Origin of the sequence: Exiguobacterium sp. s193 (genome assembly GCF_018618755.1) — a bacterium.
Classification (GTDB): Bacteria; Bacillota; Bacilli; order Exiguobacteriales; family Exiguobacteriaceae; genus Exiguobacterium_A.
Genome location: NZ_JACSMR010000001.1, coordinates 588,727 through 609,945 on the forward strand (window position 1 = coordinate 588,727; position 21,219 = coordinate 609,945).

A 21,219-nucleotide genomic window follows, 5' to 3' on the forward strand; every position below is an offset into this window, starting at 1 on the left:
TAAAAAATCCTTTTAAATCCGAGGAAATGTTTTGCTTATTTATCTTTTTACTATTCGTTTTACAATTTTTAACTGGTATAATTAGGTGAAGTTACCTGTAAAAATGAAGGAGTGGCTAGCGATGTTCCAACGTGTCAAACAACTTCTCGATGAACAAAGTCGCAGGATGCGCCGTTATGAAAAGATCGTTCTGTCGATCAACAGTCTTGAAGCAGAAATGCAACAAAAAACAGATGACGAGTTACGTGCATTGACGGTCTCGTTAAAAGAACGCCTCGAAACCGGTGAGACAATCGAGTCCATCACGGCGACCGCATTCGCTCTTGTCCGGGAAGCAAGTATCCGAACGCTCGGTTTCCGTCATTACGATGTCCAACTCCTTGGCGGCTTATCTTTACTAGAAGGGCATATCGCTGAGATGGCGACGGGTGAAGGGAAGACGCTTGTCGCTTCTCTCGCAAGCTTCACGCAAGCCTTACACGGTCAAGGTGTTCATGTCATCACGGTCAATGAATACTTGGCGCAACGCGATGCCGAACAAATCGGACAAATCCATCGTTTTTTAGGACTGACGGTTGGAATCAATCGCTCCGACTTGTCCTTCGAAGAGAAACAACTCGCATACGCCGCTGACATTACATATGGTGTCGGAACAGAGTTTGGTTTCGACTACCTTCGAGATCATCTCGTCTCACGCAAGGAAGATCGGTTGCAGCGTCCGCTTCGCTTCGCACTCATCGATGAAGTCGACAGCATTTTAATTGACGAAGCGAAGACTCCCCTCATCATGGCAGAGCGTGATACTGTCCATGAAGCTTTACAACAACTCGTCCGTCGTGTCATTGAGACGTTCAAGGCGGAGGAAGATTATAATTTCGACGATGAGATCAAGGCTGTCGCCTTGACTGATCAAGGAATCGAAACGATTGAACGCTCCTTCGGGATCGACCAACTCTTCGCAGCAGAACATGCTGTGTTGTTCCACTATGTCATCCAAGCGCTTCGTGCCCATGTCGTTTTGACACGGGATATCGATTACATCGTCAAAGATGATAAGATTGCGCTCGTCGACTTGTTTACCGGGCGATTAATGGAAGGCCGCAGTTTATCAGACGGCTTACACCAAGCCCTCGAAGCAAAAGAAAATGTGACTGTGACGGAAGAAAATCGGACGACCGCCCAAATCACGGTCCAACATTACTTCCGCCTGTATCATCATGTATCGGGGATGACCGGTACTGCCGCGACGTCACGTGATGAATTTCTAAAAACGTACCGGATGGATGTCGTCTCGATCCCGTCAAACCGTCCTAAAATCCGGATTGATGATCCGGACGTCCTCTTTTTGACGAGCCAGGAAAAATATCAAGCCATCGCAAAAGCGACACGACGCGCACACCAAACGGGACAACCTGTTTTAATCGGAACGACTTCCATCGAACAATCCCTAAAAGTAGCGCATGTCTTAGATCTCGAAAACATCCGCTACGAAATCCTCAACGCGAAGACCGTCGATCAAGAAATTCGGATCATTGAGACGGCCGGACAAGCAGGTCGGATCACGATCGCGACGAACATGGCAGGTCGCGGAACCGACATCGTCCTCGATGAAGCGGCCAAACAACATGGTGGTTTGTTCGTCATCGGGACAGAGCGCCACGAATCCGTCCGGATCGATAATCAATTGCGTGGCCGGGCAGGACGCCAAGGTGACCCTGGATTGACTCGTTTTTACTTATCGCTTGAAGATGAACTGCCCCGTCGCTTCGCAAAAGACCGTCTGATCCGTGTCCAAAAAAAATTGACGACTGTTTCAGGTCCCATCACCTTAAAGGAAGCACGTCACTTGTTATCTTATGCCCAAGAAACGTGTGAATCCGTCAATCGGAGTGTGCGTGATGAACTGGTGCAATTAGAAGATGTCATCAGTGAACAACGCCTCGCGATCTATCGTCTTCGTAACCAGATTGTTGAGTCTGCTTCACTCGATACATTCATTCAGCCATTCGCTTCACGTGTCATCCACGCTTTTGTTGATCATCATTTAGACGACGAACTCGTTCCGGAAGAGTGGCCGCTCGAATTATTAATAGCAGACATTGAACAACTCGTTCAGCATCCTGTCACACTTGATCGTGTCGAGTCGATTGATGAAATGAAACAACAATTAACATCTCTCATTGCTGACACGGAATCCGTAATGCAAGATCACCTTGCCCTGCACGAAGAGGCAGCACGCCGTTTCATGCTTCTCGCACTTGATGAACAATGGACAAGTCACTTGACTGCGATGAATTCATTGAAGGAAGGCATTCACCTTCGGGGGTACGCGCAGGAACAACCTGTCCGCATCTTTGAACAGGAAGGGATGGCTTACTTCACTTACGCCATTGGTTCTTTCGAAAAGCAAGTCGTTTCAAGCCTTTGCCGTTTTGAGAGCGTTACGATTGAAGGAGGAATGATTCATGCAACCGTCGACTGACACAGCGTCGCTGCACCCAGCGCTCTATTTCACGGATGATATGCCGATTGTCAAAGAAGATGAATATGTCTTCCGCTACGTCGCGACCCAACTACCAGGGCTCGCACCGGGTCAAATGGCCATTCATCTGTTTCAACTATTAGAAAAACAGCCACTTCGGTTGATTGCCCTCTTCCAGAACACACTCGACCAATCATTCCAATTGAATGATTTAGTTGTTCTTGCGTTGTCCGGTGATCAACTGATTGCCCGGAAAACGCTCAGCGTCGAAGAAATACCTGTCCTGTTGCCAATGGCGACACTGCCGCTTTGGCTTGAGTTTTCGGAAGAAGATGTTTTTGTCGACCTGGATTCGCTGACTGATCCGGTCCAACTCGTCTTCTCGAACGAATTGTTGACGGATGTGCAGATCGATTCGTCGTTCTCGGAGACGGAACGTCAACGGATCCGCCAAATCGCTTTTTCTCACCCGGCTCCTCCGACGGACGGTTGGTCACTGCTTCCGGTATCGCTGCTAAAAAAAGAGACTTCCGTCGAGGCAATCGTCTTAGTGCGTAATCCAAGTGATCAGCTGTTGACACTCGATCAGTTGGCATTCGAACTCGTCACCGGAGAGACGACGGTTGCACAGACCGAGCACCCCACTGTATCTGTTTTTTCAATGAGCGAATATGCCATTCGCCTGCAGTTTAATTATTCAGCAACGGCAACCGAACGTCTTGCCCTCCGCTATCTTCCTTAATCAAAAAAAGCGCCTCGTCTGCTGACGAAGCGCTTTTTCATTTCATCCCTTGAGTAACCCGATGACTCGAACATTGACTGCTTTCGGTTGGAACGCCAACATGTTTTCCATGTCTTGTGCAATCCGTTCCTGAACTTTCCCCGCTGTCTTGATGATCGACATACCATACTTGATATGGAGCGACAAACTGACCGTGATGTCTCCACCGACATCTTCGACCTTAACGAGTTTAACCATTTGTTTTTCTTGTAGTTTGGAGTCATCCTGCGAAAAGGCGATACCTTCCGTTTCCTTGACCGCAACTCCCGCGATGACCTCGATTACTTGTTGCGAAACGTTTACGACACCATCCGCGTTGTTTAAGTTATATGACATACTTTCCACGCCCTTCATCTATTAATCCATCTACTTTAAAGTGTATAGCATTTAACCTTTTTTTGAAAGGTCTTCCCGCTTCTCGACGATCGGACGAATATCGATTTCAATCAACGGCCGTAACATTCGGACGACCGCAGGGTGAATGATGATGCCGACAATCAAAATCGCAGCCCCGATAATGATCAGTAAGGCGACCCAAGGTTCAGGTACAAAGGCATCCGTTACATACTGGCGCCATGCCATGACGAAAAAGACATGCAAGAGATAGACGTAGAGGCTCAGTTCGCCGGCCCGGGTCACGAGCGGCAGACGACGCATCGGTACGAGCATCATGAATCCGAGCGATGCCGTGATCGAGACGAAATAAATGACACTGTGTTTAAGGACGCCAATCCAAGCATCGCTGTCGTACTGTTCGACATAGGGAAAACGGTGTTTGAACGCATTCGCGAGATCGACGATTTCTCGTGGTGTATCCCGCCATGCTTCAAATAATAAAAAGACGACGACGGACGTAAACGCCAATCCACCAAGCAACCGGACGTTCATGCGGCGTTTGAAGTTCTTCGGCATCTCGAAGATACGAATAAATTCGTGTTCCGAGAGGTAGTTCCCTAATAAGAAATACGGATAGAACATGATTAACTTCCGTAGTGCTAAGAAGCCTGTATTTTCGAGTTCGAAACCATACAAGAGAGCGAACGCTAATCCGAACCAGACATAACCTCTCAAGTGAACGACGTATGGTGTGACGATATACCAGACGACCATGACAAACAAATACCAAAGTGCCCAGTACGGTCGGAGCAAGTGCGTCCCAATATTTTGGCCCGACAATAAGGGGAGTCCTTCACCAAATGTCGCCCACGAACCAATCAAGATTTGCCAGACGCAGTAGACGGCAAACAATTGAATGACACGTAAGTACTTGTTTTCGCGAAAGAAGTAGCCACTCAAAATGATGAACAATGGCATGTGGAACGAATAGATGATTAAATAAACCGTTTCGAGCACCTTGCCATCATAGTCGAATCGAACGTCCGTCAGCATATGACCGATGACAACGAAAATGACAAGAAATCCTTTAATATTATCGAACCATGGATTTCGATTCATGTTACACTACCCCTTATACTCCTCTGAAAGGAACGATTGTTTTATGAAAAAAGCACTATTGATTCTCTCGGTTGTCATAAACATCGTTCTCCTTGCATTACTGTTCGGACGTAAACCTCTTGATTTAATCGAAGACGTCTTTCCTGCAATGAGTTCGAAACCGGTTACGACATTCCAATACACGAAAAATTCCAACTATGTCCGATTGAATAGTCTCTTCCATACTTATCAATACCCAAAATCTCCGAATGCTGTCATGTTAGGTGATTCGATGACACATTTTGCCGATTGGCGGATCTTGATGAACGATGCATCAATCGTCAATTTCGGAATTCCCGGTGATACGACGGAAGGTTTTTTGACACGCCTCGACTTAATTCTCGAGTTAAAACCGAAACAAGTTTTCTTGATGGGTGGCATCAATGATATTCGTCACTTTACACCGGTCTCTAAAATCACTGAGAACATGACGACAATCGTGACGACACTCCGAAAAAATAACATCGATGTCGTCATCCAGTCAACGGTTCCCGTCGCGCCGAAGTACTCCGACTCCGTTCGGGTCAACCGTGAAGTCGAAGCGTTAAATCGTAATTTGAAGCAGCTCGCAGAATCAGTCGATGCCGATTTCGTCGATTTACGACCTGTCTTGACGAACGATCAAGGCTATCTCCAAAATCGGCTAACCTATGATGGACTGCATCTTGTCGGTGGTGGGTATCTACGCTGGAGCGATGCCTTAAAACCATATGCGAAAAAGATAGACGTGACAGCAAATAAATAACATCCACTCCACAAATGAAAAGGGCGATTCCGAACACGGAATCGCCCTCAGGCTGTAGACAGACAAAGTGCCATCGGGAGATCACGCGTCTTTTTTCGTTGCTTTCCTCGGGCGAGGCGCAAGCCGTTGCTCCTTGATCCTAACGGACAAGAAGCAGGGTCTTGCCTGCCTCTCGACAGCGCGTGGATCACGCGCTTCTCCCGTAGGAGTCAACGAAACATGACGCTTTTTTGGGAATACCGTGACGGAAATCCCGGCATGCAGATGGTTTAGAGCGCAAACTGATCGCAATGTTCACTCTTCATAATAGTTTGTCTACATGCAAAAAGGACGATTCCGACTGCGGAATCGTCCTTTTTGTTCGTGAAGATTCAGCGAGGCAGATGCCTGACCACTTCTTAGTCTTCTTGGTTTTTAACTCCCATGTATGCAGCAACGCTTGATGCCGCAAACACCGCGATTGCGACGATTCCGACTGCAATCCATACAACTTGATCCACCATCTTTTCTCCTCCTTTATGTAACCGCTCACTTTCTTTTTTTAGCGTACACGAAAAACGTCAAGAAAGAAACACATTTTCCATGTCTAACGACTGGACGTTTAGGGAAAAAGTAACTATAGTAGAGGGACAAGTATAAATTGTCAGAAAATTCGATTATTTAACAAGGAGGTGATTCTGATGGCCACTCCACTCTTGAAACCAAAACTTATGATTCAGCAGCGAAGCACACTCAACTTTGGTTATTGGCTTGTCATCGGACTCATTGGATGGACGATGCTCAGCTTAGTTACTGGACTTCGTGATGTAATGACGAGTCTTCCTTTGTACGAAACCCTCCCGCTCTCACTCGTCGTTGTCCTCATGACTGGTGTCACCCTGAAAATGATCCGTGACGAATGGTGGATTCGTTATCTCAATCGGCAAACGCAATTTTATATCGGTCAAGAAACTGTCCTCACCTGGTGCTCCATCATCGATAGTATGTGGCTCGTCCGAAAACCGATGCGGCGTGAGTTACGGCATCTCTATAAACACATTACGAAAATGAACGTCTCCGAGGATGCAAAAGAACTTCTGGCCATGCACCTCGTCGAACGTGGCATTCTGATTGTTTATTCCCGCCCAAAAAGTGATCATCCCGCTTGATTAGAAAAAGCATCACGCACTTAGGGATTCTGCCCCCTTAAGTCCGCGATGCTTTTTTATTAAGCTAACTGCTTCTTCAGCCAAGACGCTGCGCTGTCGATGGTCGGCATGACGAGCTGATGCCCATGATTCGACCACGTCACGTCGACACGTGCTCCGGCACCTTCAAATAGTGCTTTTAATTCTTCCGTCTCACTTGCTGCACAAATCGGATCATTTGCCCCCGCTCCGATGAAGACGTTGACGCCTGCACTATTTGGCAACGGGATGCCACGGCGCGGTACCATCGGGTGAAGCAAAATCGCTTGTGCGAACAGTGCTTCTTCGAACATCATGTTTGCTGCGATATTCGCGCCGTTTGAGTAACCGACGGGAATTAATTCTTGAACGGAGAATTGATACGTCTCACTTTTCTCTTTGATGAATGCGATCAATTCTTTTGTCCGCAATGCTAAGTCTGCTTCGTCAAATACACCTTCTGCCAAACGTTTAAAGAAACGTGGCATTCCATTTTCTGTGACTGCTCCGCGGACCGAAAGATAACCGGCATCCGGATGAAGCAATTGGACGAGCCCGATCAAATCTTGTTCTGTGCCACCTGTTCCGTGAAGGAGCAGGAAAACCGGTGCCCCTTGTTTTTTAGGTTGTTCATAAAGATGAATCATATAAGTCTCCCCTTATTGATAGTGATTGGTGCGACATGTTGTGCGATTTGCGTCCGGTGTGCCTCAAATTGCTCAGGCAACTTCAATTCTTCACCAAGCGTTTCGAACGCTTCGCCGACGGAAAATCATGGATTGTCCGTTGCGCTTTCATGACGACTCCCTATTTAATCTCTTTTACCCTTAACATAATAATAGTAACTTATTTACTAAAAGTAAATAAAGATGCTCATGTGATTTTTGTCCAAAATGGAACCTTTAACCATTTTTTTCGTAGGGATACAATGAACGGTTACATACTTACTTAATTCATCACGTTTTCAAAGGAGGTTCATATGCTAGAACTAAAGAACATCACTAAACAATTCGGCGAGTTCACAGCTGTCGACGAGCTTTCATTTCAAGTCCCGGAAGGTCAAATCTTTGGTTTACTTGGCGCAAACGGTGCTGGGAAGACGACGACGTTCCGGATGTTGCTCGGTATCTTACAACCGACGACAGGATCGATCACGTGGAAAGGAAAAGCCATTCCCCTGTCGAAAATCGGCTACTTACCAGAAGAACGGGGATTGTACCCAAAGATTCGGGTCGATGAACAGTTAATCTTTTTAGCCGAGCTTCGTGGGATGCGGCGTAAAGACGCAAAAAAATCGTTGGTCGATTGGTTGGACTATTTCCAAATCCCTCAGTATGAAAAAATGCGGGTCGAGCAGCTGTCTAAAGGGAATCAGCAAAAAATCCAATTGATTTCTGCCGTCCTACACAAGCCAGATCTGTTGATTCTCGATGAACCGTTCAGCGGACTTGACCCTGTAAACGTCGAACAACTTAAAAAAGCGGTCCGGAAACTGACGACGGACGGGACGACGATTGTCTTCTCAAGTCACCGGATGGATCATGTCGAAGAATTATGCGAACATGTCGCGATTTTAAATCATGGAAAACCCGTTGTCGCCGGTTACTTACCAGACATCAAAGCAGGCTACGGCAAAACGCGTGTTTTGTTAGCAACTGATGCCCCACCATTGTTATGGGATGCACTCCCTGGTATTTTACAGGTCGAGACGGAAGGCACCGGCTACACGCTCCAAGTCGAATCGAAAGAAGCCGCCGACGGATTACTTCGCCATTTAATTACCGAAGGTTTCCACGTCGAACGTTTCGTCTGGGATCAACTCTCACTACAGGACATCTTCATCGAGGAGGTCGGAAAACGTTATGAACCGTAAATTTATTACCTTGTATCGCTTTAGTCTATTACAAAAATTGCGGTCGAAAAGTTTTCTCATCTCGACTGTGTTACTTGTCGTCTTTTTAGTCGGTCTGACGAACATTGAACGGATTATCGATTGGTTTTCAGGAGATGACCCTAAAATCGCCGTTGTCAGTTCACTTGATGCGGACATCATTCCTGTTCTAAAAGAAAGTGGCATTAAAACCGACGTCGATAAAAAAGACTTCACCTTAAAAGAAGCACGTGACGTCGTAAAAAAAGGGACTTATGATGCCGTCGCACTAATGACCGATGATCCTTACGCCGTCACATTGATTAGTGAAAGCCCGGAACAGCAACTTCAGATGCAATTGTCAGCCGCCCTGAAACAAGTGCGTGATCAGCGTATCATTGCCGAGGCGGAGATCGATCCTACACTTCTCGCCTCAATCGCCGAGCCTGTCGCGATGAAACAGGAACTGACTTCAACCGGCGGAAAGAGCGAAGAGGAACTGTTCGCTGCTTCGTCCCTCGTCTATATTTTACTCTTTTTGATGTACTTTACGATTGCGATCTACGGAGGGATGATCGTCTCAGAAATTGCGAATGAAAAATCATCACGGGTCATGGAACTGTTGATTTCTGCCGTCAGTCCTATCCAACACATGCTTGCTAAGATTTTGTCGATTGCAACGGTCAGTATGATTCAACTTTCACTCCTCATCCTCGTCGGTTACTACAGTGGGAAGCAGAGTAGTCTGTTTGATCGTTTAGCACTCGATTCACTTGGCATTCGAACGATCAGTTACTTGTTCTTGTTCTTCTTACTCGGGTATTTCCTCTATGCGACGTTACTTGCAGCACTCGGTTCACTCGTCAGTCGGGTCGAAGATGCCCAGCAAGTGACGCTACCGGTCATCATGTTAATCGTCATTGCCTTCACGATTTCGATGTTCAGTCTGAATGCTCCGACGAATCAAGCGGTCGTCGTCTTATCATTCATTCCGTTCTTCACCCCGATGTTGATGTTCTTACGGGTCATGCTGACAGACGTCCCGATTTGGCAAGTCGCCTTGTCGATTGGTCTAATGGGTATCAGCATCGCCCTTGCCCTGTTTGTCGGGACAAAATTTTATCGAGGTGGCGTCCTGTTCTATGGGTCGAACCCCCTCAAGCAACTGCGACGTATTTTAAGTGGTCGTCAGTAGTGGTTTACAAGACGAATCGTTTCCGCTATCTTTAAGTGAGAAAAACTTTAGGAGGAACTTTGTTATGCGGTCTCGTTTTTGGGCAGCTATTCTGTTTACTGCTGCCGCCATCGTCTCGTCCCTTGTCATGTTCACGAAATTTCCACAAGCAAGCGAGACGTGGAAGCTCGTCCTTGCCTATGGTGGCACGACGTTCGTCGTCAGTCTCTTTTACTGGTCGTTCGTCGCTGTACGCATGCAATCGTCGCGTTTGTTCGGGAGTTGGATGGGAATCTTCATCGCCGGTACGACCGTGCTTCTCGTCTGTGTCGCGCGCTTCGCAATCCGTGGAGATTTCATGATGATCTTTAAATGGCAAGCTATGCTCGGTAGCTTGACGCTCAACTTCGGTTATGTCGGTTGGGTCCTCGTGATTGCGAATGCGATCATCGGGTTCGTCATCGGTCGCACACGTCAAAAAGGTCGAGCACCTTACCGCCCAGTTCCACAACGATAATCAAAACTGCCGTCTCCTCTCAACGAAGGGACGGCAGTTCAGCGTGTAGACAAAGTGACATTGGGAGATAAAGCGTCTTTTTCCGTTGCTTCCCTCGGGCGAGTCAACGAAACGTGACACTATTGGCAGTATTGCTTGAAAAAGACGGTTTAGAACGCAATCCGTCTTGAATCGCTTAGAACCGCGAAAGGTTGCCGCTTTGAAGACGAGGCGAGACAGGAAAGCGCGAACTAATCCCATTTAGATATATCATTTTTACTCTTCATAAGAGTTTGTCTACATGCTAAAACTGCCGCCACCTCTAAAAAAGGGACGGCAGTTTTTTTATTTCCGGTGATAACGTGACCGATTGATTTGTTGACTGTATTTCGCATAATGGGTCGTCCGGACGGGTGTCGTCCCTTCCGTCAACCGGTCCAAGTATTCATCCAGTTGCGTCATCGAAGGGAGTTTATCCTCGAACATCTCGAACGTTTTCAGCGTTTCTTCCCGCTGAAGTTCGCCTGCCTCCATGACGGATTCGACCAACTCATGAAAGATCCGTTGCTCCGTCGTACTCATCGTCTGTTCAATCTGTCTTACATCTTCATCGTACATTAAGTCAAACATCCGCATCCGTTCCTCGAGTTGTGCCTCGATGACAGCTTCATCCTGACCAAGTGTCTGCTCATACGCTAAACGCATTTCCTCGAGCGGTGTGTTGTCCTGCATGACAAATTTCAGTGACTCTCCCGTCCAAATATGCCGCGCTAAATAACTCGAATCGATTTTTAATACGTCTGCGAGCGACTCGATATACGCTTTTGTCGGATAGACCTCACTCAATTCCGTTCGTCGGATGAAGTAAGGTGCGACACCTAGATTTTCTGCTAACTGATCAATCGAGATGCCGGCCCGCTCCCGTAAAATCCGAATGCGGTCCCCGTACCCTCGATATGGTGAATGATCCAGCATGTTCTCCCTCCTCGCTATGCTCTTATCATACCCTTGAATCGGGTATCGGATACATCGAACTTTCGCAGGATTTTCGTAGAAGATGTTCCGGGTATCGAATCCATAATGGAAAAATACTGACGAGATAACAACACGTGACGATACCAATCCACATCAAGGACACTCCTAGGAATGGCGTCATCTTCAGTCCCGCTTCCGAGACAACGACTTGAAACAGCAACCATGCATGGAAAATCGAAATTAAGTACGGAATCATCAAGACAGCACCATACTTAACAAGCAAAAAGATGCGCACGCTTCGTCGGTCAAACCCGAGTGCAAACAGTGTCTTCAACCGCTGTTGTTCTTGTTCCGCCGTCATCTGCATCCAGACATGTAGAAAACTCGCGTTGATGACGAACAGCCAGACGGTCAAAAGAATCACGACGAATGAGACGAGACGGACGATTCGAATGCCATCAAGCTCATCTTCCGTTTCATTGATTAATTGATAAGGTGCCGCCGTTTTTTTCGTCATCTTGGCTTTCGATTGAATTTCCCGGACGATTGACATCCAGTCATCCCACGCCTTCGTCCCGTAATCACGATAAGCAGGCGTTTCAAAAACACGTATACGGGCAGGCCGTTCTGCCAGCCGATCAAACGCATCATCACGGAGGACAAATAACGTTTCAATCCGGTAGTTGTAGCCAAACAAGAGACGGTGTTTGGCAGGTGACGTGAGTGTAAATCCTGCCTGCTCCATCTTTTTCTTCGCCTGCTTCATCGTCGGTGTCACTTCTTTTAACTGGACCGGACGCGCCGGGATGAAGAAGGTCTCGTTCCGCTTCAGGGCACGCGGCTTTCGTCCAAGATGGTCGAGCAGCTGATTGTAGTCAGAGAGACCTAAGACATACCGTGTCCCCTGTCTCTTCAGCTTGATCTCTTGTTGATACTTTTCCGGAAAGGTCTGCTTCATCGTCTGCTCAATCTTTTGGAGACGCTCCGACTGTGCGTCGGTTTCTTCATAATAGACAAGACCGAATTGGTTTTGCGAAGACAAGTCTAACCCGACGAGCTGAAACATGAAGACAAGTCCGACAGCAGCCAGCGCACACGACGTTAAAATCGTTCCTAAGGCGACTAACGTACTGTTCGTCCGCAACTGTTTGGCGATTTCAGAGACAATCAGTTTTCGAAGTGACAACGTCCGCGGACGATACAGTTTCATCATCGTCGGTAAGACGTCACGACAAATAAAAAACGAGCCGATGAAAATTACGAGCGGAAATAACATAAAGAAACCTGGTTGTTTATTCAATGCGAGCACATACCCATAAAACAAAACAGCGACTGCGAGAATTCGAATAACGAAACGAAACCGTCTCCGGAACTTCGACCGTGTCCGAATCGGACGGTCGGGACGGAAACGATAGATCGCGAGAACGGTCGCCGTCATCAGGACAAGTAATGCGCCGGCGATCAGCACCAAGAAGGATAACGCCGAAATCTCGATATCGAGCGGTGGTAAAAACATGACTTTCTCAATCGCAAGTAACATCAGTTTCGTCAAGACGACACCTAACAATAAACCTGCCGAAATCGCGACCCCGCCGACGAGCAACACTTCGATCAAGAAGTATTTCAGGAAATGCGAAAACCCGCTCCCTAAAGTACGCATGACACGCAAATCATTTTTCCGGTGCTCAAGCATCGTATATGTCGTCGCATAAATAAAGAGAATACTGAAAAAAAGAATAATCAGTTCGGCGATAAAAACAAAAATCATCGTCAGTTCGATGACTTGATTCAATTGACTCAAAACTTTGGCGACATTTTGGAACGAAGCACTCGTCACTAAGTTCCAGTAGGTCGTCGAAATCGTCATCGCAATGACAATCGTCAGGGCGTACCCATAATACAGACGCTGATAGCGTTTGATGTTACGTAGGGCGTATTGTAGATAGTTGATGTTCGTCCCCCCCTAGTAACGACAACGACTCGATGACGCGTTGAAAGAAGACACGACGCGGTTCGTCACGAAACAACTCGGTTTGAATATTACCATCCTTCAAAAATAAGACATGGTTACAATACGAGGCGACGGTCGGGTCGTGTGTGACGATGACCATCGTCATTCCTGTTTCATTCAATTCAGCAAGTAATTCCATTACATGTTTTGTCGCTTGGAAGTCGAGTGCTCCGGTCGGTTCATCGGCGAGCATCAGACGTGGCGCATGGATCAACGCCCGACCGATGGCCGTCCGTTGCCGCTGTCCCCCGGATACTTCATCCACTTGTTTATCGAGTAACTCATCGATTTGCAGACGTTTTGCGAGATGCAGCATCTCGTCACGCGCCTGCTGCGTTTTTTTGCCAGTCAACATCAACGGCACAAGCATATTCTCACCAAGTGTCAACGAATCGAGCAGATTAAATTCTTGAAAGATAATTCCGAGCGTCTCTCGCCGAAAGCGTGTCGTCTCTTTCCGCTTGAATGTCGCCGTATCGACCCCGTCCATCAAAATCGCACCCCAGCTCGGTTGGTCGAGGGTCGCGAGTAAATTGATCAATGTCGATTTTCCACTTCCGGACGGACCCATCACGGCAACCATCTCGCCTTCTTCCACCCGAAAATTGAGATCCGTCAATGGCTGTTCCGTCACTTTTCCGGCATAGACTTTTCCAAGCTGTTTGACTTCAATCATCTGTTTGTCCTCCTACCAGTTTCATGCGACACGTCGTACCCACCCCTTCACTGCTATCCAGTTCGATTTCATGTCCCAGTTTCATGCAGACCTGTCGGACGAAATAAAGCCCCATACCAGTCGATTCGCCGTACCTCCGTCCATTTTCACCCGTGAAGAAAGCATTAAAGACACGCGGTAAATCCCGCTTCGGTATCCCGACCCCATCATCCGCAATCGTCAGAATGACTTGCCCGTCTTGTTCCGTTGCCCGAATGACTACTTCATTCCCATGTCCCGTCGTATATTTGACGGCATTCGTCAAGAGTTGCAGCAAGAGAAAACGAAACCACTTCGCATCTGTATAGACATAAAGCGAACGGTCGATTTCAAGTTTCGGGTAGACTTTATTTTTGACGAACAGTCGTTTTTCCTGATTGATGATTCCTGTGACGAGCGTCCGTAAATGCAATTGTTCTGCTTTCAAGTCCGTCTCAATTGCTTCAAGGCGTGACGAATACAACATTTGGTCCAGTCCTGTCCGCAAACGTTCGACTTCATGACGCAAGTCCGCCTGATAATCTTCTCCCGGATGCTCAAGAATCAATTCGATGACGGATAGTGGTGTTTTCATTTGATGAATCCACTGGTCGACATAACGGTGCCGTTCCTTTTCTTTCCTTCGCTCGGCGAACAGACTGTTCCGAAAAATCGTCTGCTGTCGTTCTAAAAAAAGTTCGACCGCTGCTGCAATCGGTTCTTCACTGCCCGGTCGAATCGGTTCTGCGACGGACGTGATCGGGTTATGTAACCGGTTGAGCAACGGAAGCATACTAAAGAAACGATAGCTCAAATAAATGGCGAGTCCAATCGTATCTAATAAAATGATGTAAAAAAAGGCGGCCGGTTGATAGAGATCGTACAACCAAAGGACAAGAAACAATCCTGCGAGTTGAATGATAAAAAAGAGGAGTCCGGGAAGTGAATAACGGAAGAAAAGTTTCATTGATCAAACACCAAGCGGTATCCGACACCGCGGACCGTCTCAAGACCCACTACTCCGATTTCCGCTAACCGTTTTCGGACACGGGTGATATTGACATTTAACGTATTTTCATCGACAAATGCCTCATCATCCCAAATCCGTTCGAGCAAGTCCCCCCGACTGACGATACGTGGACTTGCCGTCAGTAACATCTCTAAAATCAAGCCCTCTTTTTTTGATAGTTCGATTGACCGTTCACCCATTTCGACGATATAACGGTCTAAATATAACGTGATTCCGGCCTTATGGACGGTCCGCTCATCCTTTTCGCTTGATAGTGTTCCATAGGCCCGGCGAATCTGACTTTTTATCTTTGCGATGACGACGGCTCCTTGAAACGGCTTGACGATATAATCATCTGCACCATATTCAAGCGCCATGACTTGGTCCATTTCACCGACACGGGCGGAAATAAATAAAATCGGTGCCCGTGTTTTCAGGCGAAGTTGGCGGCACCAATAAAACCCGTCAAACTTCGGTAGATTGACATCCAGTAAAATGACGTCTGGTTTCGTCTCCTCGAATCGGGTGACGACATCCCCCAGACCGTCTTCATGGACGACATGAAAATCATAACGTTCGAGTAATTCTTGAAGCAGTTTTGCAATCTTTGGATCATCTTCTACTAATAAAATCGTTTCCATCGGATGATTCATCTCCTTCATCATCTATCATACCGAACAAAAAAAGGACTGAAAACGATTATTCGTTTCCAGTCTACCGTTCTTACATCACAATCCGTCGATACGCCCGAACGGTCATGATGTAATATACGAGATATACGACCGTATAACAACCGATTGCAAGAAGTGTCGGCATGACGATATTGTAATTGAGTAATTTTTGAAGCACTTGCATCGCTACGAGACTGTGGACAAGCCCAAGGACATACGGCAAGGAGAAGACGAATCCGACAAGGCGGCGAATGATACTTGCCTGTTCCTCCCGCGCGACCCCGATGTTTTGAATGATTGTAAACCGTTGTTTCGACTCTTCCGCTTCCGCTAGCATCTTGAAGTAGATGATTGAACCGGTCGCAAGTAAAAAGACAAGTCCAAGGAATCCGGCAGCAAATGCGAGCAGTCCTGTCGTTGCCGTCGTCATCGCATACACCGGATAATAAGCGGCCATATCCGTCTCTGCCTGTTTTCCGTAAAGTGCCTCGAGTTTTTTCATCAATCCATCATCCGTCCGTTCATCTGCGAACTGATAATTCGTCAAGAGCATCGCCCGTTCCGGCATCATCGCAAACGCATCATCCGAGACAACGAATGCCAATCGTTGTTTCTCATACAGTTGAGCGATTGGTAAATCCGTTGCGTCCGTGATCCGAAAAGTAGAGTGGACGTCAGTGATTTTGATTCCGATTGGTGATTTGACCCGCTCCTGCAACAACTCATTGCCTTTGAATGTCTCAAGGACAATTGCTTCGTCTTGTTTCGGCGCTGACAACACACGTTTTCCGTTCGCTTTCGCTAATCTGCTGTAATCCGAATAATTGATATAGCTGAACTGTCCTTTTTCGCCCTCCAAGCCGTACGTCTGGTAGTACTTCGTCAAATATAAGGGGTTCGGAAGTTCCTCCATCCGGTGATTGACGTTTTTGACGTTGACCATCGTCCGCTGTTCAATCGTTTGGTTCGAGTTCTTGATTAATCGTTCTGCCTCGGCCCGTTTACTCGCGATCGATAAACTATATGGCATCTGTTGCTCGACCGTCCGATCGATGAAATAGTAAATCGATGTCGCGGTGCCGACCGTCGTTAACGTGACGGCTGTGATAACTGTAATCGTCGATAACATGACGGCGTTCGACTTGACGCGTGACAACAGTTGACCATGGACAATCAAGTTCGTCCCTTTAAAATGCTGCGCCCGTTTACTCAAGATGCGCAACAGGAAAATCGTGAAGTAACTCATCGTTCCGAACGTTCCGACGATGACACAGATCATCACAAGTGGTGCGACTACTGTGAAGTGATCCAGCAAGGGCTGTCCCGTCAAGTAATAACCGACACCAATCAAGAGAACAGATAAGACGGCGAGAAACGGATGGACTTTCGGAATCCCTTCGACTTGTTGTTTTGCCCGGAACAGTTCGATCAAGGTGAAACGGTAAATCGTTCGTGCTGACCGGAGTGCAATCAGGAAAAATATTATGCAGAACACAGCAATCGTCTGACCGATTGCAGCCAAGCTAATCGTAAACGTTGCTTCGATATCGATTGCCATGACGTAGGCTAGGAGCTGGACAAAATATTTTGAGGCAATCGTTCCGAGAACGATGCCGAGGACTAACCCAATCATCCCGTACCCGATTGTTTCCATGAACAGCAGTTGGACGATTTGTTTTCGTTCAAGTCCAAGTAACGCATATAAACCCAGTTCTTGCTTACGGCGACGTAAGAAAAAATCACTTGAATACCAGATGAAAATGGCAGAAAAAATGGCCAATATGACACTTGCCCCTGTAAAGACCGTCCCGAGCTTACCATACAGTTCATTCGCTTGAAGCATCGCCTCGTTCGAGCGAATCGCCAAAAACGTATAATAGATCAAAATTGCAAACGTCACAGCTCCCAGGTACATCGCATTATGACGAATATTTTTCAAATTACGAAAGGCCAGTTTAGACAAACTCACGTGCCGCACCTCCGAGCTCGCGTTGGACTTCCATGATTTGTTCGAAAAATTCTTTTTGTGTCCCGAAGCGGTGGATTTCGCGGAACAGCTCCCCGTCTTTGACGAAGATGATTCGTTCCGCATAAGACGCCGTGACCGGATCGTGGGTCACCATCAAAATCGTTGCCCCTTGTTCATTCAACGTTTGGAGAGATTCAAGTAAACGGGTCGCTGCTTTCGAGTCAAGGGCCCCCGTCGGTTCATCGGCTAGGATGAGGGACGGTTGGTGGATGATTGCGCGTGCTGCTGCGACACGTTGTTTTTGACCACCTGAAAGTTCAACCGGCCGTTTCTTCAACAAGTCTTCGATTCCAAGTTGCTGTGCGACCTGTTCGACACGCAGTACAATCATCGTTTTCTCGATGCGGGCCAGTGCGAGTGGCAAAGCGATGTTTTCTTCGACCGTCATCGTATCAAGCAAGTTAAAGTCTTGAAAGATGAAGCCGAGTTGTTCGCGCCGAAAACGTGCCAATTGTTTTTCACGCATGTCCGTGACATTTTCACCGTTGATGGAAATCATTCCTTCACTCGGCCGGTCGATCGTCGATAAAAGATTGAGCAGTGTTGATTTCCCGGCACCGGACGGACCCATGATGCTGACGAACTCTGCCTCATGAACGGTCAGTGACGTTGGTTTTAATGCTTCGTGTTGCGCCATTTTTGTTTGATACACCTTCGTAATGTTTTCTGCATTCAAAATGGTTTTCATATGCTTGTTCCTCCTGAAGTCGATTCGTTACCTTCAGTCTACTGGGCGTTCACGTTTTGAGGGATTGCGTTAACTTTCAATCGACTTACAAAACAGTAAGGTCCGGTCGGAGTACGAAACAGGGAGAAGCTTTTCCGCCCGGATACTCCTTTTTCGGCATAGTAAAAACTCCCTCATCTCGTAAGATAAGAGAGTTTCAAGAGAAGCGCGAAAATTCGCGCGTAATCAGATTATTTATGTGTTGCTTTGAACAATTCTGTTTCACCTGCAACGACTGAAGTACCTTCAGCAGGAACAGCAGAAAGTGTGAATTGATCGTGGTTTGTGACGATGATTGGTGTGACTAATGAAGGGGCATTCGCACGGATGTAATCTAAATCAAACTCAACCAAAACATCGCCTGCTTTGACTTTATCGCCCGATTGAACGTGTGCCGTGAAACCTTCACCTTTTAAGTTAACTGTATCTAAACCGATGTGGATCAATAGTTCAAGACCATCTTCACCTTTAAGTCCGATTGCGTGTTTCGTCGGGAAAATCGTTTCGACTGTCGCATTGATCGGCGCGACGACTTTACCTTCTGTCGGTTCGATTGCAACTCCGTCTCCCATCATTTTTTGTGAGAAGACTTGATCGGGTACGTTCTCGATGCTGACGATTTTACCTGTAAGTGCAGAAGTGATTTTAGCGTTTCCTGCTTCGTTGCCACCAAACAATTTTTTAAAGAATCCCATGATACTATCCCTCTACTTTCTTGATCGTTTTCTTCATTTAAGAAGATTCGATTTTTTTATAGGAGCGTGTTTATGAACAACTCGCTCACGTTCTCACAAAAAGCATACGTTTGTCCCTCTAGTTTTGCAAGTATTTTTGTGTGATAATAGTTAGAAATCAAAAGGAGGCGCTTACATGTTACCATTTTCAGAACTTACATATGTCCGTCCTGATCTGAATGTTTTAGAAACGACCATGCAAAACGCAATTTCTCGTTTGAAAGAAGCCACACAAGTCGAACAGGCAAACGCAGCCATCACTGAGATTAATACCCTCAGAAACCAATTCGAAACAGCGAGCCAAATCGTCGAGATTCGTCATACGATTGATACACGTGATGCTTTTTACGAAACGGAACAAGGTTTCTTTGATGAAGCAGGTCCCGTCTATCAAGGCTACGTCTCGAGTTATTATCATGTATTGACGGCGCACGCGCTCCGTGAGCAGCTCGAAACGACTTGGGGGAAACAACTCTTCCTCTTAGCAGAAGCAAGCTTAAAAACTTTTTCGGAAGAGATCATACCGAAGCTTCAAGAAGAAAATCGCCTCTCGAGTGAATACACGAAGTTGATGTCCTCTGCCGAAATCGAATTTGATGGCAAAACGTTGAACTTATCTCAGTTCGGTCCTTACTTGCAGTCACCTGACCGCGCTGTCCGTAAAGCAGCTTCAGAAGCACGTTACGGTTATTTAAAAGAACACGGCGAAGCAATCGATACGATTTACGATAAACTCGTCCATGTCCGGACTGACATCGCAACGACGCTCGGCTTCCCTTCATTCGTCGAGCTCGGATATGCCCGGATGCTTCGCGTCGACTATAACCAATCGATGGTCGAAGATTACCGCAAGCAAATCCTTGAGACGATCGTTCCGATTGCGACGTCATTAAAAGAACGCCAACAGCGCCGGATCGGTGTCGATTCACTCTACTACTATGATGAAGGATTCGCTTTCAAATCAGGAAACGCTACACCGCAAGGCGAGGAAGCATTCATCATTGAGGGTGGAAAGAAAATGTATCGCGAGATGTCTCCTGAGACAAATGAGTTCTTCGACTATATGTTAGAACGTGGCGCCCTCGATTTGACGGCGAAACCAGGAAAAGCAGGCGGTGGGTACTGTACCTACATCGCTGACGAAAAACTACCGTTCATCTTCTCGAACTTCAATGGGACTTCGGGAGATATCGATGTCTTGACGCATGAAGTCGGTCACGCTTTCCAAGTCTATGAAAGCCGTCACTTCACGACACCGGAGTATGGGTTCCCGACATACGAGGCCTGTGAAATCCATTCGATGTCGATGGAATACTTCGCGTACCCATGGATGGAAGAATTCTTCGGTGAAGAAACGTCGAAGTATAAATTCAGTCACTTGGCTGGTGGGGTCACCTTCTTACCGTACGGTGTCGCAATCGATGAGTTCCAACACGTCATCTACAGCAAACCGGAACTCACACCGGCCGAACGGCGCCAGGCATGGCGGACGATTGAGAAGAAATACCTTCCGCATCGCAACTACGAGGAGAATGACTACCTCGATTCAGGTGCGTGGTGGCATCAACAAGGACATGTCTTCGGCAGCCCGTTCTATTACATCGATTACACGCTCGCTCAAGTCTGTGCCTTCCAGTTCTATGCTTGGATGGAACAAGACCGGGAAGCCGCTTGGAAATCGTATCTCGCGCTCTGTAAAGCAGGCGGGTCAGAAAGCTTCCTCGCACTTGTCGAACGCGCCGGCTTGAAGTCACCTTTCGCTGACGGAACAGTCGACGAAGCGGTCGCACCAATCAAAGCTTATCTCGAACAAGCAGACGACTTAGCACTCGACCGCGTCTAACGAACGATCACTACTAAACAAGTATCCAGCGTGTAGACAAACGCTTATGAAGCGTGAACATGCGATAACGAGAGACAATCCGGTTGCATGACCGGCTTTCCGTCATAGTGTTACCTAAAAAGCGTCACGTTTCGTTGACTCCTACGGGGAAAAGTGCGTGATTCACGTACTTTCAGAGGCAGGCAAGACCCTGCTTCTTGTCCCTAAGGATCAAGGAGCAACGGCTTGCGCCTCGCCCGAGGAAAGCAACGAAAAACGACGCTTGATCTCCTGATGGCACTTTGTCTACAGCCTGTAGTATCTTCTAGCGATAACAAA

Annotated in this window: 19 protein-coding genes; 8 read left to right on the forward strand and 11 right to left on the reverse strand. The window is 47.1% G+C overall.

Translation table 11 applies throughout. The annotated features are described in order from the left end of the window. The first annotated feature begins 121 nt into the window (after positions 1 to 121). Together secA and KNQ04_RS02865 are read left to right on the forward strand one after the other, a co-directional pair. The gene (secA, locus tag KNQ04_RS02860) at positions 122 to 2,482 is read left to right on the forward strand and encodes a preprotein translocase subunit SecA (protein WP_214847140.1); all 2,361 of its coding nucleotides are present in this window, start codon (positions 122 to 124) and stop codon (positions 2,480 to 2,482) included. Beyond that, positions 2,466 to 3,224: an SLAP domain-containing protein gene (locus KNQ04_RS02865; RefSeq protein WP_214847141.1), complete on the forward strand. Its 759-nt coding sequence runs from the start codon at positions 2,466 to 2,468 to the stop codon at positions 3,222 to 3,224. The genes secA and KNQ04_RS02865 overlap by 17 nt, the downstream gene beginning before the upstream one ends. Before the next feature lie 42 nt (positions 3,225 to 3,266). Here KNQ04_RS02865 and KNQ04_RS02870 read toward each other — a convergent pair whose 3' ends face one another. Together KNQ04_RS02870 and KNQ04_RS02875 are read right to left on the reverse strand one after the other, a co-directional pair. Continuing rightward, positions 3,267 to 3,599 (reverse strand): Asp23/Gls24 family envelope stress response protein, encoded by a 333-nt coding sequence (locus tag KNQ04_RS02870; protein ID WP_251136824.1) that lies wholly within the window; start codon positions 3,597 to 3,599, stop codon positions 3,267 to 3,269. Positions 3,600 to 3,650: 51 nt separating this feature from the next. After that, positions 3,651 to 4,718 carry an acyltransferase family protein gene (locus tag KNQ04_RS02875; protein ID WP_214847143.1) on the reverse strand — a complete coding sequence of 356 codons (1,068 nt, stop codon included), beginning with the start codon at positions 4,716 to 4,718 and terminating at the stop codon, positions 3,651 to 3,653. Between the two features lie 43 nt (positions 4,719 to 4,761). Here KNQ04_RS02875 and KNQ04_RS02880 point away from each other — a divergent pair, with 43 nt between their 5' ends. Both KNQ04_RS02880 and KNQ04_RS02885 read left to right on the forward strand, forming a co-directional pair. Next, positions 4,762 to 5,502 carry an SGNH/GDSL hydrolase family protein gene (locus tag KNQ04_RS02880; RefSeq protein WP_214847145.1) on the forward strand — a complete coding sequence of 247 codons (741 nt, stop codon included), beginning with the start codon at positions 4,762 to 4,764 and terminating at the stop codon, positions 5,500 to 5,502. Positions 5,503 to 6,182: 680 nt separating this feature from the next. Next, a complete protein-coding gene (locus KNQ04_RS02885) occupies positions 6,183 to 6,650 on the forward strand; it encodes a hypothetical protein (protein ID WP_214847147.1) in 468 nt (155 codons plus the stop codon). 59 nt (positions 6,651 to 6,709) lie between these two features. On the opposite strand, the gene KNQ04_RS02890 is transcribed toward KNQ04_RS02885, so the two are convergent. Beyond that, positions 6,710 to 7,315, reverse strand: coding sequence for an alpha/beta hydrolase (locus KNQ04_RS02890; RefSeq protein ID WP_214847148.1), 606 nt, complete (start codon positions 7,313 to 7,315; stop codon positions 6,710 to 6,712). 332 nt (positions 7,316 to 7,647) lie between these two features. Here KNQ04_RS02890 and KNQ04_RS02895 point away from each other — a divergent pair, with 332 nt between their 5' ends. From KNQ04_RS02895 to KNQ04_RS02905, 3 genes are all read left to right on the forward strand, one after another. Continuing rightward, the gene (locus KNQ04_RS02895; protein WP_214847150.1) at positions 7,648 to 8,541 is read left to right on the forward strand and encodes an ABC transporter ATP-binding protein; all 894 of its coding nucleotides are present in this window, start codon (positions 7,648 to 7,650) and stop codon (positions 8,539 to 8,541) included. Further along, positions 8,531 to 9,733: an ABC transporter permease gene (locus KNQ04_RS02900; protein ID WP_214847152.1), complete on the forward strand. Its 1,203-nt coding sequence runs from the start codon at positions 8,531 to 8,533 to the stop codon at positions 9,731 to 9,733. Before KNQ04_RS02895 ends, KNQ04_RS02900 begins: the two co-directional genes overlap by 11 nt. A gap of 64 nt (positions 9,734 to 9,797) precedes the next feature. Then, positions 9,798 to 10,229 carry a hypothetical protein gene (locus KNQ04_RS02905; protein WP_214847154.1) on the forward strand — a complete coding sequence of 144 codons (432 nt, stop codon included), beginning with the start codon at positions 9,798 to 9,800 and terminating at the stop codon, positions 10,227 to 10,229. 324 nt (positions 10,230 to 10,553) lie between these two features. Here KNQ04_RS02905 and KNQ04_RS02910 read toward each other — a convergent pair whose 3' ends face one another. The 8 genes from KNQ04_RS02910 to KNQ04_RS02945 all read right to left on the reverse strand — a co-directional run bounded on the left by KNQ04_RS02910 (position 10,554) and on the right by KNQ04_RS02945 (position 19,019). After that, positions 10,554 to 11,183 (reverse strand): helix-turn-helix domain-containing protein, encoded by a 630-nt coding sequence (locus tag KNQ04_RS02910; RefSeq protein WP_214847156.1) that lies wholly within the window; start codon positions 11,181 to 11,183, stop codon positions 10,554 to 10,556. Between the two features lie 25 nt (positions 11,184 to 11,208). Beyond that, complete coding sequence (locus KNQ04_RS02915; RefSeq protein WP_251136825.1) at positions 11,209 to 13,050, reverse strand: ABC transporter permease; 1,842 nt, start codon at positions 13,048 to 13,050, stop codon at positions 11,209 to 11,211. A 55-nt stretch (positions 13,051 to 13,105) separates the two neighbouring features. Further along, complete coding sequence (locus KNQ04_RS02920; RefSeq protein ID WP_214847158.1) at positions 13,106 to 13,870, reverse strand: ABC transporter ATP-binding protein; 765 nt, start codon at positions 13,868 to 13,870, stop codon at positions 13,106 to 13,108. After that, positions 13,863 to 14,855 (reverse strand): sensor histidine kinase, encoded by a 993-nt coding sequence (locus tag KNQ04_RS02925; protein ID WP_214847160.1) that lies wholly within the window; start codon positions 14,853 to 14,855, stop codon positions 13,863 to 13,865. Before KNQ04_RS02925 ends, KNQ04_RS02920 begins: the two co-directional genes overlap by 8 nt. Further along, a complete protein-coding gene (locus KNQ04_RS02930) occupies positions 14,852 to 15,538 on the reverse strand; it encodes a response regulator transcription factor (RefSeq protein ID WP_214847162.1) in 687 nt (228 codons plus the stop codon). The genes KNQ04_RS02925 and KNQ04_RS02930 overlap by 4 nt, the downstream gene beginning before the upstream one ends. 82 nt (positions 15,539 to 15,620) lie before the next feature. Beyond that, positions 15,621 to 17,537 (reverse strand): ABC transporter permease, encoded by a 1,917-nt coding sequence (locus KNQ04_RS02935; protein ID WP_214847164.1) that lies wholly within the window; start codon positions 17,535 to 17,537, stop codon positions 15,621 to 15,623. After that, entirely contained in the window at positions 17,524 to 18,285 is a 762-nt protein-coding gene (locus KNQ04_RS02940) for an ABC transporter ATP-binding protein (RefSeq protein WP_214847166.1), read from the reverse strand. Before KNQ04_RS02940 ends, KNQ04_RS02935 begins: the two co-directional genes overlap by 14 nt. A gap of 230 nt (positions 18,286 to 18,515) precedes the next feature. Next, the gene (locus KNQ04_RS02945) at positions 18,516 to 19,019 is read right to left on the reverse strand and encodes a PTS sugar transporter subunit IIA (protein ID WP_214847168.1); all 504 of its coding nucleotides are present in this window, start codon (positions 19,017 to 19,019) and stop codon (positions 18,516 to 18,518) included. A gap of 175 nt (positions 19,020 to 19,194) precedes the next feature. Here KNQ04_RS02945 and KNQ04_RS02950 point away from each other — a divergent pair, with 175 nt between their 5' ends. Further along, positions 19,195 to 20,901, forward strand: a complete 1,707-nt coding sequence (locus KNQ04_RS02950) for a M3 family oligoendopeptidase (protein WP_214847170.1) — start codon at positions 19,195 to 19,197, stop codon at positions 20,899 to 20,901. Positions 20,902 to 21,219 lie beyond the last annotated feature (318 nt).

Bases quoted from the DNA above. Each gene is read 5' to 3' on its own strand.
- secA (WP_214847140.1), top strand. From the start codon at position 122: ATGTTCCAACGTGTCAAACAACTTCTCGATGAACAAAGTCGCAGGATG.
- KNQ04_RS02865 (WP_214847141.1), top strand. From the start codon at position 2,466: ATGCAACCGTCGACTGACACAGCGTCGCTGCACCCAGCGCTCTATTTC.
- KNQ04_RS02870 (WP_251136824.1), bottom strand. From the start codon at position 3,599: ATGTCATATAACTTAAACAACGCGGATGGTGTCGTAAACGTTTCGCAA.
- KNQ04_RS02875 (WP_214847143.1), bottom strand. From the start codon at position 4,718: ATGAATCGAAATCCATGGTTCGATAATATTAAAGGATTTCTTGTCATT.
- KNQ04_RS02880 (WP_214847145.1), top strand. From the start codon at position 4,762: ATGAAAAAAGCACTATTGATTCTCTCGGTTGTCATAAACATCGTTCTC.
- KNQ04_RS02885 (WP_214847147.1), top strand. From the start codon at position 6,183: ATGGCCACTCCACTCTTGAAACCAAAACTTATGATTCAGCAGCGAAGC.
- KNQ04_RS02890 (WP_214847148.1), bottom strand. From the start codon at position 7,315: ATGATTCATCTTTATGAACAACCTAAAAAACAAGGGGCACCGGTTTTC.
- KNQ04_RS02895 (WP_214847150.1), top strand. From the start codon at position 7,648: ATGCTAGAACTAAAGAACATCACTAAACAATTCGGCGAGTTCACAGCT.
- KNQ04_RS02900 (WP_214847152.1), top strand. From the start codon at position 8,531: ATGAACCGTAAATTTATTACCTTGTATCGCTTTAGTCTATTACAAAAA.
- KNQ04_RS02905 (WP_214847154.1), top strand. From the start codon at position 9,798: ATGCGGTCTCGTTTTTGGGCAGCTATTCTGTTTACTGCTGCCGCCATC.
- KNQ04_RS02910 (WP_214847156.1), bottom strand. From the start codon at position 11,183: ATGCTGGATCATTCACCATATCGAGGGTACGGGGACCGCATTCGGATT.
- KNQ04_RS02915 (WP_251136825.1), bottom strand. From the start codon at position 13,050: ATGACGATTTCGACGACCTACTGGAACTTAGTGACGAGTGCTTCGTTC.
- KNQ04_RS02920 (WP_214847158.1), bottom strand. From the start codon at position 13,870: ATGATTGAAGTCAAACAGCTTGGAAAAGTCTATGCCGGAAAAGTGACG.
- KNQ04_RS02925 (WP_214847160.1), bottom strand. From the start codon at position 14,855: ATGAAACTTTTCTTCCGTTATTCACTTCCCGGACTCCTCTTTTTTATC.
- KNQ04_RS02930 (WP_214847162.1), bottom strand. From the start codon at position 15,538: ATGGAAACGATTTTATTAGTAGAAGATGATCCAAAGATTGCAAAACTG.
- KNQ04_RS02940 (WP_214847166.1), bottom strand. From the start codon at position 18,285: ATGAAAACCATTTTGAATGCAGAAAACATTACGAAGGTGTATCAAACA.
- KNQ04_RS02945 (WP_214847168.1), bottom strand. From the start codon at position 19,019: ATGGGATTCTTTAAAAAATTGTTTGGTGGCAACGAAGCAGGAAACGCT.
- KNQ04_RS02950 (WP_214847170.1), top strand. From the start codon at position 19,195: ATGTTACCATTTTCAGAACTTACATATGTCCGTCCTGATCTGAATGTT.